Annotated in this window: 15 protein-coding genes; 9 read left to right on the top strand and 6 right to left on the bottom strand. The window is 70.8% G+C overall.

The genetic code is table 11. The features are described from left to right. Positions 1-9: 9 nt before the first annotated feature. Both recF and dnaN read right to left on the bottom strand, forming a co-directional pair. Positions 10-1170 carry a DNA replication/repair protein RecF gene (gene recF, locus WMF14_RS43925; protein WP_437796387.1) on the bottom strand — a complete coding sequence of 387 codons (1161 nt, stop codon included), beginning with the start codon at positions 1168-1170 and terminating at the stop codon, positions 10-12. Next, positions 1167-2297 carry a DNA polymerase III subunit beta gene (dnaN, locus tag WMF14_RS43920; protein WP_272101925.1) on the bottom strand — a complete coding sequence of 377 codons (1131 nt, stop codon included), beginning with the start codon at positions 2295-2297 and terminating at the stop codon, positions 1167-1169. Before dnaN ends, recF begins: the two co-directional genes overlap by 4 nt. A 754-nt stretch (positions 2298-3051) precedes the next feature. Here dnaN and WMF14_RS43915 point away from each other — a divergent pair. Continuing rightward, on the top strand, positions 3052-4404 hold the full coding sequence (locus WMF14_RS43915; protein ID WP_437796386.1) for a serine/threonine-protein kinase: 1353 nt from the start codon (positions 3052-3054) through the stop codon (positions 4402-4404). Between the two features lie 24 nt (positions 4405-4428). Further along, positions 4429-5085 (top strand): ABC transporter ATP-binding protein, encoded by a 657-nt coding sequence (locus WMF14_RS43910; protein ID WP_437796385.1) that lies wholly within the window; start codon positions 4429-4431, stop codon positions 5083-5085. A 147-nt stretch (positions 5086-5232) separates the two neighbouring features. Here the strand turns inward: WMF14_RS43910 and bioD are convergent, their stop codons facing one another. From bioD to zapA, 3 genes are all read right to left on the bottom strand, one after another. Beyond that, on the bottom strand, positions 5233-5883 hold the full coding sequence (bioD, locus tag WMF14_RS43905; protein ID WP_437796384.1) for an ATP-dependent dethiobiotin synthetase BioD: 651 nt from the start codon (positions 5881-5883) through the stop codon (positions 5233-5235). A 44-nt stretch (positions 5884-5927) separates the two neighbouring features. Next, complete coding sequence (locus WMF14_RS43900; RefSeq protein ID WP_437796383.1) at positions 5928-7082, bottom strand: aminotransferase class I/II-fold pyridoxal phosphate-dependent enzyme; 1155 nt, start codon at positions 7080-7082, stop codon at positions 5928-5930. A gap of 77 nt (positions 7083-7159) precedes the next feature. Further along, positions 7160-7489: a cell division protein ZapA gene (gene zapA, locus WMF14_RS43895; RefSeq protein WP_437796382.1), complete on the bottom strand. Its 330-nt coding sequence runs from the start codon at positions 7487-7489 to the stop codon at positions 7160-7162. A gap of 206 nt (positions 7490-7695) precedes the next feature. Here zapA and WMF14_RS43890 point away from each other — a divergent pair, with 206 nt between their 5' ends. Further along, complete coding sequence (locus WMF14_RS43890; RefSeq protein ID WP_272101931.1) at positions 7696-8310, top strand: hypothetical protein; 615 nt, start codon at positions 7696-7698, stop codon at positions 8308-8310. A 34-nt stretch (positions 8311-8344) separates the two neighbouring features. Here the strand turns inward: WMF14_RS43890 and WMF14_RS43885 are convergent, their stop codons facing one another. Next, complete coding sequence (locus WMF14_RS43885) at positions 8345-9100, bottom strand: hypothetical protein (protein WP_437796381.1); 756 nt, start codon at positions 9098-9100, stop codon at positions 8345-8347. Positions 9101-9359: 259 nt separating this feature from the next. Here WMF14_RS43885 and WMF14_RS43880 point away from each other — a divergent pair, with 259 nt between their 5' ends. From WMF14_RS43880 to WMF14_RS43855, 6 genes are all read left to right on the top strand, one after another. Further along, positions 9360-9698 (top strand): DUF167 domain-containing protein, encoded by a 339-nt coding sequence (locus WMF14_RS43880; RefSeq protein ID WP_272101933.1) that lies wholly within the window; start codon positions 9360-9362, stop codon positions 9696-9698. Further along, positions 9695-10492 (top strand): diaminopimelate epimerase, encoded by a 798-nt coding sequence (dapF, locus tag WMF14_RS43875; protein WP_272101934.1) that lies wholly within the window; start codon positions 9695-9697, stop codon positions 10490-10492. Before WMF14_RS43880 ends, dapF begins: the two co-directional genes overlap by 4 nt. Beyond that, the gene (locus tag WMF14_RS43870; protein ID WP_272101935.1) at positions 10489-12375 is read left to right on the top strand and encodes a diguanylate cyclase domain-containing protein; all 1887 of its coding nucleotides are present in this window, start codon (positions 10489-10491) and stop codon (positions 12373-12375) included. Before dapF ends, WMF14_RS43870 begins: the two co-directional genes overlap by 4 nt. Before the next feature lie 31 nt (positions 12376-12406). Continuing rightward, on the top strand, positions 12407-14047 hold the full coding sequence (locus WMF14_RS43865; protein WP_437796380.1) for a DUF4388 domain-containing protein: 1641 nt from the start codon (positions 12407-12409) through the stop codon (positions 14045-14047). Between the two features lie 156 nt (positions 14048-14203). Further along, the gene (gene ald, locus WMF14_RS43860; protein WP_437796379.1) at positions 14204-15316 is read left to right on the top strand and encodes an alanine dehydrogenase; all 1113 of its coding nucleotides are present in this window, start codon (positions 14204-14206) and stop codon (positions 15314-15316) included. 16 nt (positions 15317-15332) lie between these two features. Continuing rightward, the gene (locus WMF14_RS43855; RefSeq protein ID WP_437796378.1) at positions 15333-16424 is read left to right on the top strand and encodes an isocitrate/isopropylmalate dehydrogenase family protein; all 1092 of its coding nucleotides are present in this window, start codon (positions 15333-15335) and stop codon (positions 16422-16424) included. Positions 16425-16446: the final 22 nt, after the last annotated feature.

Below are 16446 nucleotides of genomic sequence, written 5' to 3'. Positions count from 1 at the left end.
GAACGAACGTCAGCCGACCGCGCCGCCTTCGACGTGAAAATCGCGCCGCTCCGAGGAAGGTACGCCCGGCGTGACGATGAGATCGCGCCGCGTGGTCGTCAGGAATACCTGTCCGCGCGCCATTCCGAGGAACATGAACAGCGCCGCGGTCCGGTCGGGATCGAGCTCGCTCGACACGTCGTCGAGCAAAAGGATCGGTTCTACGCCCCGGACGGAAGCAATGGCAGCGGTCTCGGCTGCTTTGAGCGCGAGCGTGAGGGCCCTGTGCTGGCCCTGCGAGGCGACAACGCGGGCGGGATGGCCGTCGAGCTCAAGCACCAGGTCGTCGCGGTGGGGACCGAAGCCCGCGCTCGGCCGGTGCGCGTCGCGGCGGCGATGCTCGCGCAGCGCCTCGCGCGCCTGCTCGGCGGCGCCGCTGCCGCCCGGCGCGTACCGCGCGGCCAGCGTCAGGTTGGGCGCGGCGATGCGGGCGAAGGCGTTCGTGAGCTCCGGCGCCAGCGCCTGGACGGCCGCCTCGCGGGCGCGGGTCAGCGCCGCGCCGTGGAGGGCGCAGAGCGCCTCGAACGCGTCGAGCTCGGGGCTCGCCTGGGACTGCGCTCCTCCGCCGCGGTGGAGCAGCTCGTGGCGCGCGCGGAGCGCCTGCGCGTAGCGGGCCCGGTGGTCGGCGCTCTGCGGGTCCATGAAGAGCGCCAGGCGATCGAGCAGCGTGCGCCGCGCGCTCGCGGGCCCGGTGGACAGCGCGAGCTCCTCCGCGTGGAAGGCGACGACCGGCGATCGCGTCGCGAAGCTCGCCAGGCTCGGGGGCCGGTTGCCGTCGATCCGCACGACGCACCGCTTGTGCTCCACGGCGGCGGTCTGCTCGCGCGCGAGCGGCTGCAGCGCGTCCCGTCGCTCGACGAAGCGCGCGCGCGCGCTCGCGATGGGGGCGCCGTGGCGGACCAGCTCGGCCAGCCGGTGGGTACGGAAGCTCCTCGAGGTCGCGGCGAAGTAGATCGCCTCGAGCAGGCTCGTCTTTCCCTGCCCGTTGTTGCCCGCGATCACGTTGATGCGCGGCGCGGGCTCGACATCGACGCGACCGAGGTTCCGGAACTCGCGGATGTGGAGCCGCTCGAGGAGGAGGCTCGGGGAGCGCTTCTCCAGCTCGTCCAGCTCGTCGGAGGGCGCGCTCAAATCCGCATCGGCATGATGACGGCGACGTAGCTCTGCTGGTTCGACTCGCTGCCGGGCCGGATCACGGCGGGGTCGAGCTCGCCGGAGATGCCGAGGATGACCTCCTCGTCGTCGATCGAGGCGAGCACGTCGAGGAAGTACTTCGCGTTGAAGCCGATGGTGACCTCGGGTCCGCTGTAGTCGACGGCCACCTCGTCGAAGCCGGCGCCTGTGTCGGGGCTCTCGCTGGTGATCCGCAGCGTCCCCGGCGCGATCGACAGCTTGACGCCGCCGGTGCGGTCGTTGGCGGCGAGCGCGATGGCGCGGAGGGCCTCGGCGAACGCGACGCGGGGGGCGCGGACCGAGCGCTCGGTGACGGACGGGATGACCTGCTGGTAGGGCGGGAACTGCGCGTCGACGAGCTTCACCGAGAACTGCATCCCGGCGATGTTGAAGAAGGCGTTCGGCCCGCTCTGGGTGATGGCGACCATCGGGGTCTCCTTCTCGGCGCGCGCCTCTTCGGCGAGGCGGCGGAGCTCCGTGATCGCCTTGAGCGGGATGAGCATGGTGGCCGTCGCGGAGCTGCCCGACACGGTCGCCTCCATCTTGGAGAGCCGATGGCCGTCGGTGGTCACCATCCTGACGCGATCGCCGGCCCACTCGAACAGGGCGCTGTTCACGTGGGCGCGGGTCTCGTCGGTCGAGATCGAGAAGTGGGTCCGGGTGATCAGGAGCGCGAGCTGCTCGACGGGGAGCTCCAGCGACGGCGCATCCTGCGCCGGGGCGGGCAGCTGCGGGAACTCCGAGCCGGGGAGCCCGGGGAGCGTGTAGCGCCGGGGCGATCCCACGGCCTTGAGCGACGTATGCGCGCCCTCGGTGGTGGTGATCTGGATCGGGCCATCGGGCATGGCCTTCACGCGCTCCAGCAGGTCCCTGGCGGGGACCGCGACGGTGCCGCCGGTCTTGATGTCCGCGTGGGTCTGGCCGGTGACGCCGAGGTACAGGTCGGTCGCGGCGACGCGGACCGCGTTGCCCTCGGCGGCCAGCAGGACGTTGGCGAGCGCAGGCATGGCGCTCTTCTTGTCCGCCACGCCTTGGCAGCGCGCGACGAGGCGAAGCAGATCTTTCTTGGGGATCACAAGGTCCATAGCCGACTCCGGAGCCGCTCCCTTTAGCAGGGTTATCGCCCGGGGGTGCGCCGGAAATGAGCGCTCGCGTGACCTTGCGCAACGCCTCTTTCTTCCATGAAATAGATAGATAAAGACATCGTCTTCGTCGTAGGCGCTGTGGAGGGCGGGGATAACTCAGAATGCGCAACGAATCCAATGAGTTAGAAGCGGACGCCCTGGGGTAAATGGACCGTCCTCAGGGGTAGGTGGACAGGGGAGAGCTGGCGGATGGCCGATCTCCCCCGTTTTGCCCCCAGGGTTGCCGGCGGGGTTATCCCCAAGGATCCCCCAGGGGGCGTGCGGGGTGATGTGGAACCGAGCGCTGCCCGCGTGCTCTGCCCGATGCGCTGTGCAGTTCCGAGCGGCACCTGGATGGAGTATTTCAAATTGTACGGACTTGAGTTCGGTGCGGTGTATCCACTGCGGTAGCCACCACGATCTCGCGGTGGTCGTGTGTCCGGCGACCGGGCTGGTCGTCGCTCCGAGCGATGCGCCGCCCTCGCGCCCGGGCCCTCGCGCTGGCGTGGCTCCGTTGCAGCCGATTCCTCGGCCAGCAGCGCGTCCTCCGTCGAGGGTGGCGCCGCCGTTGCTGAGGTGGCCGGCGGGCGTGGCACCGAGCTCATCGGTGCGTGGCGCGCTGGCGCCGGGTCCAGAGCAGCGGGCGATCGCGCCGCGCGCTTCGTCGTCTCCCGCGGCGGGCTCGCGGACGCCGGCGTGGCCGAGGAACCCCGGCGTGAGCCCGACCTCTTCCGGGCGCTCGCTGCTCGGCCACGTGATCGGCGACAAGTACGCGGTCACCGCCATCATCGGGGAGGGGGGGATGGGCGCTGTGTACGAGGCGGAGCACCTCCAGATCGGGCGGCTGGTCGCCGTCAAGGTGATGCATCCGCGGGAGACCCAGAAGCGCGAGGCCATCTCGAGGCTGGAGCACGAGGCTCGTGTCGCCGGACGGATCGGTCATCCCAACATCTGTGAAGTGTACGACATGGGGTGGCTCCCTGACGGCAGCCCCTACCTCGTGATGGAGCGCCTCCATGGGGAGACGCTGGCGCAGCGGATCGCGCGCTGCGGTGTCGTTCCGCCGAACGAGCTCGTCGACATCATGCTTCAGGTGCTCTCGGCGCTGGTCACCGCGCACGATCGAGGGGTCGTCCACCGTGATCTGAAGCCAGAGAACATCTTCCTCTCGGAGCGCGCCGGCATGTTGCCGGTGGCCAAGCTGCTCGATTTCGGCATCTCCCAGGCCCCAGGCGTGGATGGGGTGATGATGGATCTGACCCGCACCGGCATGGTGATGGGCACGCCGTATTACATGGCGCCCGAACAGGCACGGGGCGACGCGGAGCTTGACCGCCGTCTCGATCTGTGGGCTGCGGGCGTGATCCTGTACGAGGCGCTGACGGGCCAGCGCCCGTTCGTGGCCCGCAACTACAACGCGTTGCTCGTCCAGATCCTCACGCTGTGGCACCGGCCGATGACGGAGCTCGATCCGACGATTCCGCCCGGCCTCTCTCGCCTCGTGGATCGCGCCCTGGCGAAGGCGCGGGATGAACGATTCCAGAGCGCGCGGGAGTTCCTGGAAGCGCTGCGGCGGTTCAAGAACCAGGTGCCGGTGTCACAGAAGCGCCAGGCGGTGGAGCGCGTCGCCGTTCGCAATGTCGTCGACGAACAGTCCGACGACGGCACGATGATGTTCGCTCGGCTCGGAGAGGGCGAGAAGGGGAGTGACCCTGGCAGGGTCGTCGTGGCGGGCGATCGCGGCGTGGAGGCAGCGGCGAGGAAGGAACCGCAGACGGCGGACTGCAGCACAGGGCTGCAGGTCCCTCATCGCGCGCGGTCGCTGCGGTCGTCCGATGGCAGCGCTGTGCGCAGGCCGAGCGAGCCGGTCGCGGAGACGGGTGACGGGCAGTCTCGGGAAGATGAGTCGGAAGATCGACCGACGATTCCGTCGTTGAGCCCGCTCGAAGCGGAAGCGGAGCTCTCCGACGATTCCGAGGCGACTGTCGTTGATCCGCCAGCGTTCCCGGAGGACATCACCACGGTCGTTCAGGGCGAAGGTCGCGCTCGAGGCGGCGACAAGAGCTGACGGGAACGCGAGCGCAGGAGCGAGGTGAGCGCTGTGAGGACGATCGAGCGCGTGGTGGCCCGTGGCGTCGTGAAGACCTACGGAGCGACGGCGGCGTTACGCGGAGTGAACGCGACGATCGAGGCAGGGCGATTGACGCTCATCGAGGGGGCGAACGGGTCCGGCAAATCGACGCTGCTCGGGATCCTCGGGACCGTGATCCGTCCCACGTCGGGCGCTGTGAGCTACGAGCCGCTCGGCGACGATGCCGGGATGGCTCGCGGCACCATCGGCTGGCTGTCCCACGAATCGCTGGCGTACCCGGACCTCTCCGGTCGGCAGAATGTCGAGCTGGCGGCCGGCTTCCACGGGCTCGACGCGCACGAGGCGTGGCGTCATGCCGAGGAGCGCTTCGAGCTCGGGAGCTTTGCGCTAAGGCCGCTCCGCACGTGTTCGCGTGGCCAGCGGCAACGAATCGCGCTCGCGCGAGCGCTGGTGCACCACCCGTCGCTGGTGCTGCTGGATGAGCCGACCACGGGCCTGGACCGCGGCGGCGTCGCGCGACTCCTCACGGTCGTGGAGGCGGAGGTCGAGCGAGGGGCCGCGGTGGTCGTGGTGTCCCACGAGCCAGAGATCTTCCGAGAGCGAGCGGCCGCCCGTCTGGTGCTGGAGCGGGGTCGCGTCGTCACCCACGCTCCCTGACGGCGCGCACCGACCTTTCGGAAGTCCCGCGGACCCGCCGAGCGTGTTCTCGGACCGGAGCTCAGGACCAGGTACTCGGGTCCGGTAGCCCGGCTTGATTTCTCACGACGTCGAGGCTGGCCACCCCTCGAACGTGACGACGTCTCGTCAGGACAGTGCGAGGCGCGCCAGGGCGACCTGCGCCGCGGCGAGTGAAGCCGGGGCGGTTGGAGCCGCGCGCGGCATCACAACCGCGCCGGAAGCGATGCCGAGCGCGGCGAGCTCCCCCGCGTTCGTGCCAGTCGATGCGTCGGGCGCTGCCGGCGGGTTCAGCACGATCACGGCTGGCGGAAGATCAGGAGCGAGCGCACGGAGGGCGAGCGTGCAGCAAGCGACCTCGTGAAGGATGCCTAGCCGGTCGAGGCCGATCAGCACGACGGCATCGGGGGAGAGTGCGCGCACAAGGTCTGCGTTCGTCAGTCCTGGTCCGAGCGGGGAGAGGAGCGCGCCGGCGCTCTCCACGATGGCAAGGGGAGCTGGCTGCCTGTCGACCCACGCGCCGGCGACCTCCAGCGAGATGGCGCGTCCGCAACGGCGCGCTGCCAGGTGAGGGGAGAGCGGCTCAGCGAAGCGGTAGGGTGCTGGCTCGGGTTGGACCGAGCTGACGAGCGCCAGGTGTTCGGCGTCGGTCGTCGAGGTGCCGTCGACGCCCGACTCGATGGGCTTCAAGCCGCAGACCTTGTTGCCGCGAGCTGCCAGCGCTGCGACCAGCGCGACCGACACGTGTGTCTTGCCCACCCCGGTCCCGGTTCCGACCACCGCGACCCGGATCCGTCCTGTTTCACGTGAAACAGGATGCCCCCTCATCGCATCGCCTCCCGGAACCCTGCGAGGGCACGCTCGACGTCCGACTCGGAGAGCGACGCGTTCGCCACGATACGGAGCCGCGACGTGCCCGCCGGCACCGTCGGCGGCCGGATCGCCTGGACGAGGACGCCCTCGCTCGCGAGGCGTCGAGACATCTCCACCGCGGCCCCCGTCGACTTCAGAATCCAGGGGAGGATCGGGCCCGAGGAGCCAGGAAGCAGCTCGGCCCCCAGCGCCTGCAGACCGGAGCGAAGCCGGCGGGTGAGCAGCGCCAGGCGCGCCCGAGCCGGGTCGTCCGCGGCGGCGCGGCGGACCCGCTCCACTGCAGCGAGCGCCACCACCGGGCTGATGCCTGTCGAGTAAACGAAGCTCCTGGCGCGGTTCCACAGGTAAGTTCGCAACGTCGAGGAGCCCGCGACGAAGGCGCCGTGGAGTCCGAGCGACTTGCCGAGCGTGCCGATGAGCACGTCGGGGCGAACCCCGGCCTCGGCGCAGAGGCCAGCGCCGCGCGGTCCGAAGACACCCAGGGCGTGCGCCTCGTCCACGATCAACGCGGCATCATGGCGATCACAGAGCTCACGCAGGCGGCGGAGGTCGGGGGTGTCGCCATCCATGCTGAAGAGCGATTCGGTCACCACCCACCGGCGGCGGGCGCCCCTGGCCCGCACGAGAGCGCCCTCGAACGCCTCCACGTCGACATGGCCCACGACCTCGACCGTCGCTCCCGAGAGACGGCATCCGTCGATGAGCGACGCATGGTTCAGCGCGTCCGACACGACGACATCCCCCAGCCTGGCCAGCGCGGCGACGGTGCCGACGTTGGCCGCATACCCTGAGGAGAACAGCAGCGCCGCCTCCGAGCTCAACCAAGCGGCGATCTCCCTCTCGGCCATCAGATGGGCCTCGTGGGTCCCGCTCACCAGGCGGGACGCCCCCGCACCGCTCGCGGTTCCGACCTCGGAAGGCAAGGCGAGCCCCGCGTAGCCGAGGTAGTCGTTGGAGCACAGGACCAGCATTCGCGCCGGAGCCGGGGCAGCCGGAGGCGTGCGCAGCAGGCCGGCACGCTCCATCTCGGAGAGCTCGTCCTGGAGATGGCGAAGGGCGTTCACGCCTCCAGGCGCGGGGTTGAGGGCCTGGAAAGCTTCATCCATGGGTGCGGGCATGCCATCTCCAGTCAGCGGCAGGGGCCGATCGGCAGGACCGCCCCGCCATGTATGGGCACTCCAGCTCAGCGCGTGCTGTCGTTCGCTCCGCTGGATGAGGGCGACTCCGGACCGGCGCCGAGGACCGCGTCGACCCGCTGCAGGATACGGCCAAATGCGTCCCGCGCGCGCCCTGCGATCGCCGACGCCCGGGTCCGCTCCTGCTCGAGATCGTGCGCGAGCGCGATGGCGGCGAGCAACATGGCCTGGGGGGTCACGGCGCGGCCGGCGGGCACAACCGTAGCGAGCTTCTGATCGACGATCGCGGCGAGCCGCTGGAGCTCCTCGTCGCTCGCGGACGTCACCACACGGTAGGTCTGACCTCCTACCCGTAGCTGCACTGTGCGGCGCGCCATTGCCCCCGGACGCTACCATGAACGCCAGCGGGCGCGCAGGGCGGGCTGCGCGGTGCGAACGGAGCGACTCACCCGCGACGGATGCGACGGACGGGACACACGCGACGCACCGAAAACGAACTCAGGACATCCTCACGCAGGGCGCAGGCTCCGTGCCGCAGAATTCAGGCGCGCTCCCCGCCAGCGCCCTGTAGCATGGCTCCATCATGGCCACCGCGGGCCGCCCAGCTGCCTTGGTTGCCGCGCTCCTCGGAGCCCTTCTCCTCCACGGCACAGCCCGCGCCGAGCCCCAGGCGAGCGCCGGCGTCACCGTCGGCCTCGCCGGCGTTGGCCTCGATCGGCAGCTGTGGGACTCCACGGTCTTCCACGTCGGACTGCGCGGAGATGTCCTGTTCGGCCGCGCTGCCAACGCCGACTTCGGCGTCGGTCCCTACGCCGAGGTGCTCACCCACGCGTTCGATGAGATCCAGACCGGCGCGGGGGTCTCCGTGCTCGCGCCCATCCACGACACGTTCCCCCTGGTCCTCTCCACCGGCGCCTACGGCCGGTGGAGCGGCGATGCCCGTGGCGTGGAGCCAGGGATCGCCGCCGCCATTTTCTGGGGCGGACGCAGCTACAACTTCCACTCGCGCTACGGGATGAGCACAGGGCTGCTCGCCCAGGTGCGGTTCGGGCTCGGCGGCTCGAAGGAGACCGCCGTCGTCCTCGCGGCGCAGCTCGATCTCGCGCTGCTCGCCCTCCCGTTCGTCTACCTCTTCGAGGCTGCGAAAGGGCCGTCACCCGAGGCAGCCCCGGTGCGCCGCGCCAAACCGGCGCCCTGAAGGCGCCTCGATCCGGCGCCTGCTGGGGAGCGCTCTACAGGCCGAAGCTTGCGATGTGATCGGCGCAGGGCTGACCGAGGTCGCGACAGTCCTGAGGGCCCCGGGCGCCAGGGCAGGCACCCTCGAGCTCCTTGGCGTCCTCGCACTCCTCGTTCGCGGAGCTGGAGCAGCAGTCCGGCGGCGACGTGTCGACGCACCGGCTGCAGGCGAAGCAGACCCTGACGGGGTAGGTCCACTCCTTGGTCTCGACCTCCTGGCCACCCAGCGTCCTGCCGCGCAACACCACCGTCGCCCACACCTGGATGTCGCGCCGGAGCTGCGCGGCCTGCACGCGCAAGGTGTCCATCGTGGCGCCGTCGATCAGGAGGACCTCGGTGCAGTTGTAGCCGGGGTCGCCGGACGTGCTCGGGTCGACCGCGCCGGTGATCGGAACGACGTATCCCGGCGTCACGTCGTTGCCCTCGATGTCGGCGACGCGGACCTCGGCCTCGTAGAGCTGGACGCGGGACGTCTCCGTGCGGAGGACGTCCGGGTCGCCGCGCTCTACGATCTGGTTGCCCACCAGGAGCATCGCGCTGTGGCTGCCCGCATAGGCCGAGTCCACCGCGTCCTCGGTCCAGAACGGTTCGCTGGGACCGCAGCTCACGGTGCAGTCCCCCGTCTCTGCCATCCGCATGCGGATGAACAGGCTGCTCTCGTTGTCGGCGCATGCAGACCCGAGCAGGCCACCCGACGTCGCGAGCAGCGCGAGCGCGCACAACCTCCTCGCGAGGCCTGGCGTTGCGTTCACGGACCCTTCTCCTTCATCAGTCATGTCCAACGCCTCCACCGCGGAAATGAACATCGGCAGCGAACAATGAGAGCCGCCGATGCAAGTCGACCTGCCGGATCGTACTGCGCGAGCCGACCCACGGCCGGGGCGAAAAGAGTAGCGGGTCAGGCCGCCGACCGGCAAATTCGCGATGGCCGTCGCCGCCCGAAGAGCGACATCACCCCGCCTCGCGGGAACCACGCGTGAGCTCCAGATACGCTACGATGCCGCCGGCCAGATGAGCAAACCCGAGGAGAGCGGCGCCGTCGGCGAGTGGAGTCGCCTCGCGATCACCGAGCGCGCCGAAGGTGTCCGCATCTCGGTCCAGGTGCGCCCGAAGTCGTCGCGCTCGGCCATCGTCGGGGTGCGCGAGGGCGCGCTCGACGTGTCGTTGACCGCGCCACCCGTGGATGGCGCCGCCAACGCGGAGCTCGTCAAGCTGCTCTCGCGCGCGCTCGACGTGCGCCAGAGCGATGTCCAGATCGCCCTCGGCGCGAGCGGCAGGAGCAAGGTCGTCGCCGTCCGCGGGCTCAAGGAAGCCGAGGCGCGAAAGCGGCTCGCCGGGGCGAAGCGATGAAGGAAAACGTCGTCCGGTTCGAGAAGTGGGAAGGTCTTGGCAACGACTTCATCCTGGTCGAGGCGGTCCCGATGACCGCCGAGGCCGCGCGGCGCCTCTGCGACAGGCGCTTCGGCATCGGCGCCGACGGCGTGCTCGTGATCGATCGCGAGCAGCCGCGCATGCAGGTCTGGAACGCCGACGGGAGCCGCCCCGAGATGTGCGGCAACGGGATCCGCTGCGTCGCGGCCTACCTCGTCTCCCGCGGCACCCCTCAGAAGGCGCTCACCATCGCGACCGACGCCGGCGACAAGCGGTGCGAGGTCACACGGGCGGGCGATCGCTTCGACGTGCTCGTCGGCATGGGCCGGGCCCGCATGGGCGAGACGCTCGTCGTCACAGCGCTCGGCGCGGAGCACCGGTTCGCCACCGTCGACGTCGGCAACCCGCACGCGGTGACGTTCGATCCCTACACGGAGGACGCGATTGATGAGCTCGGGCCGATCGTCGCGACCACGCCCGCCGAAGGCGTCAACGTCGAGTTTTGCCGCGTTCGACCTGCCGAGCACGGCGAGGCAGCGCGCATCGACGTGACCGTCTGGGAGCGCGGCGTGGGCCGCACGCTCGCGTGCGGCACGGGCGCCTGCGCCGCAGCGGCCGCGGCGTGCGCGCAGGGCCGCGCGCCGTACGGAGCACCGCTCCGCCTGGCGCTGCCGGGCGGATCGCTGCGCATCACCGTCGCGCCCGGATCCCTGGAGCTGCTCATGCAAGGCCCGGCGCGCCGGGCGTTCTCGGGCGAGGTGGTGATCGCGTGACCGCCTCGCTCGAGGGGGTCTGGAGTCCTGGCCGGGCGCCGGCCCACGAGTTCTCGCTCAAGGTGCTCGCCGTCATCGCCGACGAGGCGACGCGCACGCTGTTCTCGCGCGTCATCACGTCCGATGAGCTGCTGCTCGCCGGCGATCTCGCCGAGGGGATCGTCCTTGCCGAGACCGCCGCGCCCGACATCGCCTTCATCGACGTCGGGCTCGGGGACGGGGCCGGCCTCGCCATGGTCCACCACCTGAAGGCCCTCGCGTCCGAGGCCACCGTCTTCGCGCTGGCGACGAGGGCGGAGCTCGAGGCGGGCGCCCATGCCGTCGCGCTCGGCGGCGCTGGGCTCTTCCTGCTGCCCCTCGGCGGGGACGAGGTGCTGAACGCGGTCGGCTCGGTGCGCCTGCGCTTCGCCGAGCGGGCTCTCCGGATGCAGCTCGAGCAGGAATCCGCGCGCAGCGCGCGCGCGGCCGGGTGGATCGCCCGCTTGGCCGAGCTCGCCGACGCGCGCGACCGCACGGCGGCGGCCCAGCAGCTCGCCGAGGTGTTCGTCGAGGCGACGGGCGCGGCGGCAGCCGCCGTGTACCTGACCGCCGGAGAGCGCTCCAGCGAGCTGGTCCGCTCCGCGGCGATGGGGCCGCTCGAGCGCGCGCCCGCCTACGGGACCGAGACCGACATCCTCGATTTCGCCCGGCGCGAGCAGCTCATCGTCGTCCCGCTGGCGCTCCGCAAGCTCGCCGCAGGGCACCTCCTTCTCCAGAAGGAGCCTGGCCGCAGCTCTGCGTTCCCTTCGGTCAGGCGCCCGGACAGCGCCGCCTCGACCCCGCGGCGCGCCCCCCTCCTCGACGGCCTGGTCAAGCTGCTCGCAACGCAGGCGACGACGGCGCTCGCCCTCCTCGGCGAACGCGAGCGCTCGACGGGCGGCGCAGCGATGAAGGATCCGGCGTCGAGCGCTTACTCGTTCGCCTACTACGTCGATGTCGCCGGCCGGGAGATCGACAAGGCCAGGCGGTACGGCCGCCGGTTCACGATCGCGACCATCGTGATCGAGCCTGACGCGGCAGCCGCACCGGAGCGCCCAGGCGACCTCGCCTTCTGGAGGATCACGCCGGCGCCCCCTGCCAACACGCACAACCCGGGTCAGGTCGTCGAGCACCTGCTCCGCGCCGTGCGCGACACCGACATCCTGGCCCGCGTCGATGAGAACGAGTTCCACCTGCTGATGCCCGAGACGGCCGCCCTGGAGGCTCACGCCTGCCATCGACGGATGCTCTCCAACGTCGCCGAGAGCGAGAAGCGGGCCGGGTACCTTCCGAAGGGGCTGCTCGTCGGCGTCGCCACGTTCCCCCATGACGGCCAGAGCCTCGCTCAGCTGCTCCGCATCGCCCGGCGGCGGGCCGACGCCACCAAGTCCTCGATCGTCCATCGCATCCCTCAGGATCGGCGGAGCATGGGCGAGATCATCAACCTCCTCTTCCGGGAGTCCCCCGCGCCCGGTGGAGCTTCCGCGATCTCGGCGCCCCGCGCGCTCGATCTGTCGGTGTCCGATACGATCCTGCTCGCGACGTCGGTCGTCAGGAACGCGCTCCGCGGGGGCGCGGTGTTCGTGCTGGTCGCTCACCACGACGGGCTGAGCCTGGGAGCGCAGGTCAAGGCGCTGCTGGCCTCGCCGCGCGACGACGTGGTGGTGCACACCGTCGATCTCCGCTCCTCGCCTGGGTGCGACGACATCGAGGCGCTCTGTGTCCTCGCGGAGCACGGCGCGTATGCCCTGATCGGGCGTAACCAGGGGGGCTTCGTGAAGGGTATCCACGCCGCCGATCCGCTGCTCGCGGACTTCCTCGCGGAGCGGCTCGGCCGCGCGGCCGGGTTGCGGGTCTTCGGCTGACTCGGAGGGCGCCGATCCAGTGTCTCGCAGGGTGCTGTTGGTTGATTCGGACGTGGACGCGCTCGGCGCGCTCGCGTCGGCGCTCAGGGCGCGTGGTCTCACCGTGACCAACGCGAACGGCGCGTTCGAGGCCGTGGAGCAGGCGTTCAAGCGCCGGCCCGACGTCGTGCTCGCCGCCAGGGCGCTCGACGAGGACAACGCGCTCGCGGACGCGTTCGCCGCCGTCCCCGACCTCGCCGATACCCCCATCCTCTTCCTCGTCGACGGCGCCGAGGGCGATCTGGGCTTCGACGAGGTCCTGCGCGGCGACGTCGATCACATCGTCTCGCGGATCACCGAGGCGTCGCCGCGCGGCTCCAAGCCGACGGTGCCGCAGGAGATCCGTGGCGATCTCGAGCAGGCCCCGCTCGTCGACCTGCTCCAGCTGCTCGCGATGAACCGCCGGAGCGGCACCCTCGGCATCACCACGCCGACCGGGGCAGGGGAGCTCCGGCTCTCGGCAGGAGAGGTGATCGATGCCGTCTACCGCCGCCTCGAGGGCGAGAAGGCGCTTTATCGGCTGCTCGGAGAGCGGGACGGACACTTCGCGTTCTCGCCCGGCGAACCGGCGAGCGCGCGCCGCATCATGGCGCCGACCTCGCGTCTCCTGATGGAAGCGCTCCGCCAGGTCGACGAGGTCCAGCGCCGGCGAGCCGAGCTCGCGCCGGCCGGTGAGGCCTTCCTGGTGACCGAGCCCGCGAGCGACGATCTCGACCTGTCCCCGCTCCCGGACCACGAGACGTTCAGCGTCGACGCGACCTTCGGCGACAGCGCCGCGGCGGACCGAGCGAGCGCCGCACCCCTGGCGAACGCCATGAGCTCGGTGCCCGACTTCACCGCCGCGCCGATGCCGGCGAGCGACGTGAAGGGCAACCGCGTCGGGTCGATGCCGCCGCCGCCCACGCTCCGCGCGGCCGAGCCGGCCGCGTTCCGGCTCGACGCGCTCCGCACCCCGACGACGTCGCCGCCGGCGCCCCTCGGGGAGCCCGCGGAGCGCACCGCCGTGGCCGAGAAGCTGACGGCGCTGCTCCAGATGCCGCACAACCTCGACGAGCTGCTCGACGAGATCAGCGGGCCGGATCTCCTGATCCTCGAGGTCCTGATGGAGCTGACGGCCTCCGGGAAGATCCGCCGCATCTCGCTCGCCGACCTCACGACGCCGTTCGCGCCGTCGGAGCACCTTCCGGTCCTCCGGTCCCTCGTGACCCGCCTGGCCCGGCCGGGCTTCGCGCCGCCGCCTCACCTCGTCATCGCCGCGAGCACGCGCCGTATGGCGACGCTCTCTCATGCGGTCCGCCGCATCGGAGACGCCGTCGTCCCCGCCGAGCCTCCGCCGCAGGCGGCGATCCCGAGGCCGCTCGGCGTGATCCGGCTCGGCGACGCCGTCGAGCTCGCCCTGGTCGGCCTCCCCATCGAGGAGAGCTTCGCGCCGGCCTGGCCGCTCGCCCTGCACGGCGCGGCCGCGGTCGTCCGGCTCGGCGATGGCGGGGAGGACGCGCTGGCGGCGCACTGCGAAGCGCTGGAGCTCCTGCTGCTCGACGCAGAGGCCATGATGGGGCCGCTCGATCTCGCCTCACCGGGACAGATCACGCTGCTCGTCCGCGCCGCGCTCGAAGCCGCCGCGGGCGTGTGACCGGCCGACGAAAACGTCGCTTTAGAACGGATCTTCCGGGTTTCTCACCTCGGAAACCGGCGTTCGACTCGGCGGCTCACGGCGTTGCGAGAACAGGTTTCTGCTATCGTCGCACACGCCTCGCTTCAGCAGTCCGGCGAGGAGAGGAGCGCGATCGTGCTTATCGGAGTCCCCAAAGAGATCAAGACACGTGAGTACCGCGTCGGCATGACGCCCGCGGGAGTCCGGGCCCTGGTCGGGCACGGGCACAAGGTCCTCGTGGAGACCGGCGCCGGCGAAGGCAGCGGGCTCTCCGACGAAGCCTACGCACGCGCGGGCGCGCTCATCGCGAGGTCGGCAGCAGAAGCGTGGAGCGCCGACATGGTCGTGAAGGTGAAGGAGCCGCTCCCCGCCGAGTACGGCCACTTTCGCCCGGGTCTCCTCCTCTATACCTACTTGCACCTGGCCGCCGAGCCGGATCTCACCCGGGAGCTCGCCAAGCGAGGCGTGACCGGCGTCGCGTACGAGACCATCCAGCTCGAGGACGGCTCGCTGCCGCTGCTGCGGCCCATGAGCGAGGTGGCCGGCAGGATGGCCGTTCAGGTCGGCGCCTCGTGCCTGGAGAAGGAGCGGGGCGGCAAGGGCGTGCTCCTCGGCGGCGTGCCGGGGACGCGGCGCGGCCGCGTGGCGATCCTGGGCGGCGGCGTTGTCGGCCGGAACGCAGCGACCATCGCGGTCGGGATGGGGGCGCAGGTCACCGTGCTCGATGTCCGCGCCGAGACGATGAGCTACCTCGAAGACGTGTTCGGCGGCGCGATCGAGACGCTCTACTCCAACGCGGAGAACATCGAGACGATGTGCGAGCGCGCCGATCTCGTGGTCGGCGCGGTGCTCGTGCCCGGCGCCAAGGCGCCCCAGCTCGTGACTGAAGAGCTCATCCGACGCATGGAGAAGGGGACGGTCGTCGTCGACGTCGCCGTGGATCAGGGGGGGTGCATCGCGACATGCCGCCCGACGACGCACGACAACCCGACCTACGAGGTCCACGGGGTCGTTCACTACTGCGTCGCCAACATGCCCGGCGCGGTCTCGCACACGAGCACCTGGGCGCTCACGAACACGACGATCGGCTACGCGGTGGCGATCGCCAACCAGGGCATCGTCGCCGCGGCCAAGGCCGACAGGGCCGTGGCCCTCGGGATCAATACCCACGGCGGCCACGTGACCTACGGCCCCGTCGCGGCGGCCCACCGGCTGGAGTACGTGCCGGTCGAACGCGCGCTCGGCTGACCGGGAGCGCGATCTCGTGGCAGCCAGAAAAAACAAGAAAATAGCGATTATCGGTGGTGACGGTATCGGCCCGTCCGTCATCGATGAGGCGAAGCTGCTGCTCGAGCTCTATCAGGCGCGAGCAGGGCTGCCGATCGACCTCTGGGAGCTCGATCTCGGCGCCGATCGGTACCTGCGCGACGGGACGACGTTTCCCAACCAGATCCAGATCGCCATCCAGCGCGAGTGCTCGGCGGTGCTCCTCGGCGCCCTGGGTGATCCCCGCGTGCCCAACCTGGAGCACGCGCGCGACATCCTCTTCGGCATGCGCTTCGGCTACGACCTCTACGCCAACGTGAGGCCCGTCCGCGCGCTGTCGGACCGGCTGGTGCCGCTCAAAGGCCGCACGGCGAAGGACATCGACTTCGTCGTGTTCCGCGAGAACACCGAGGGGATCTACGTCGGGATGGGCGGGCAGTTCAAACGCGGCACCCCCGACGAGGTCGCGATCAACGAGGACGTAAATACGAGGAAGGGCGTCGAGCGGATCATCCGCGCGGCCTTCGACTACGCGCGGGCGAACGGCCGGACGCGGGTCACGATGGCGGACAAGTCGAACGCGATGCGGCACGCGCACGAGCTCTGGCTGCGCGTCTTCCACGAGGTGCGCGCCCAGTATCCGGAGATCCAGTCGAACCACGTCTACGTGGACGCCCTCTGCCTGTACGTCATCCAGGATCCCGCGCAGTTCCAGGTGATCGTGACGAACAACCTGTTCGGCGACATCGTGACCGACCTCGGCGCGGCGCTGCAGGGGGGGCTCGGCATGGCGGCGAGCGCGAACGTGCACGCGTCCGATCCGGGGCGGGTCGCGCTGTTCGAGCCGGTGCACGGGTCGGCGCCGCCGCTCGCCGGCAAGGACATCGCGAACCCGTTCGCGGCGATGCTCACCGCGGGGCTGCTGCTCGCTCACCTCGGGTGGCCCGAGGAAGAGCGCCGCATCGAGCGCTGGGTCTCCCAGGCGCTCGACAAGGGGATGTGTACGGTCGATGTGGGCGGCACGCTCGGCACGCGCGCCGCCGGCGCGTGGGTCCGGGAGCAGATCGCCGCCGAGCTGGGACCGCCGTGAGGTGACCCCGGGGCGCCCGCGC

The organism is Sorangium sp. So ce693 (assembly GCF_051521375.1).
GTDB lineage: Bacteria > Myxococcota_A > Polyangia > Polyangiales > Polyangiaceae > Sorangium > Sorangium atrum.
The sequence above is the reverse complement of the archived record's forward strand: the minus strand, read 5'-3'. Positions and strand labels throughout refer to the sequence as shown.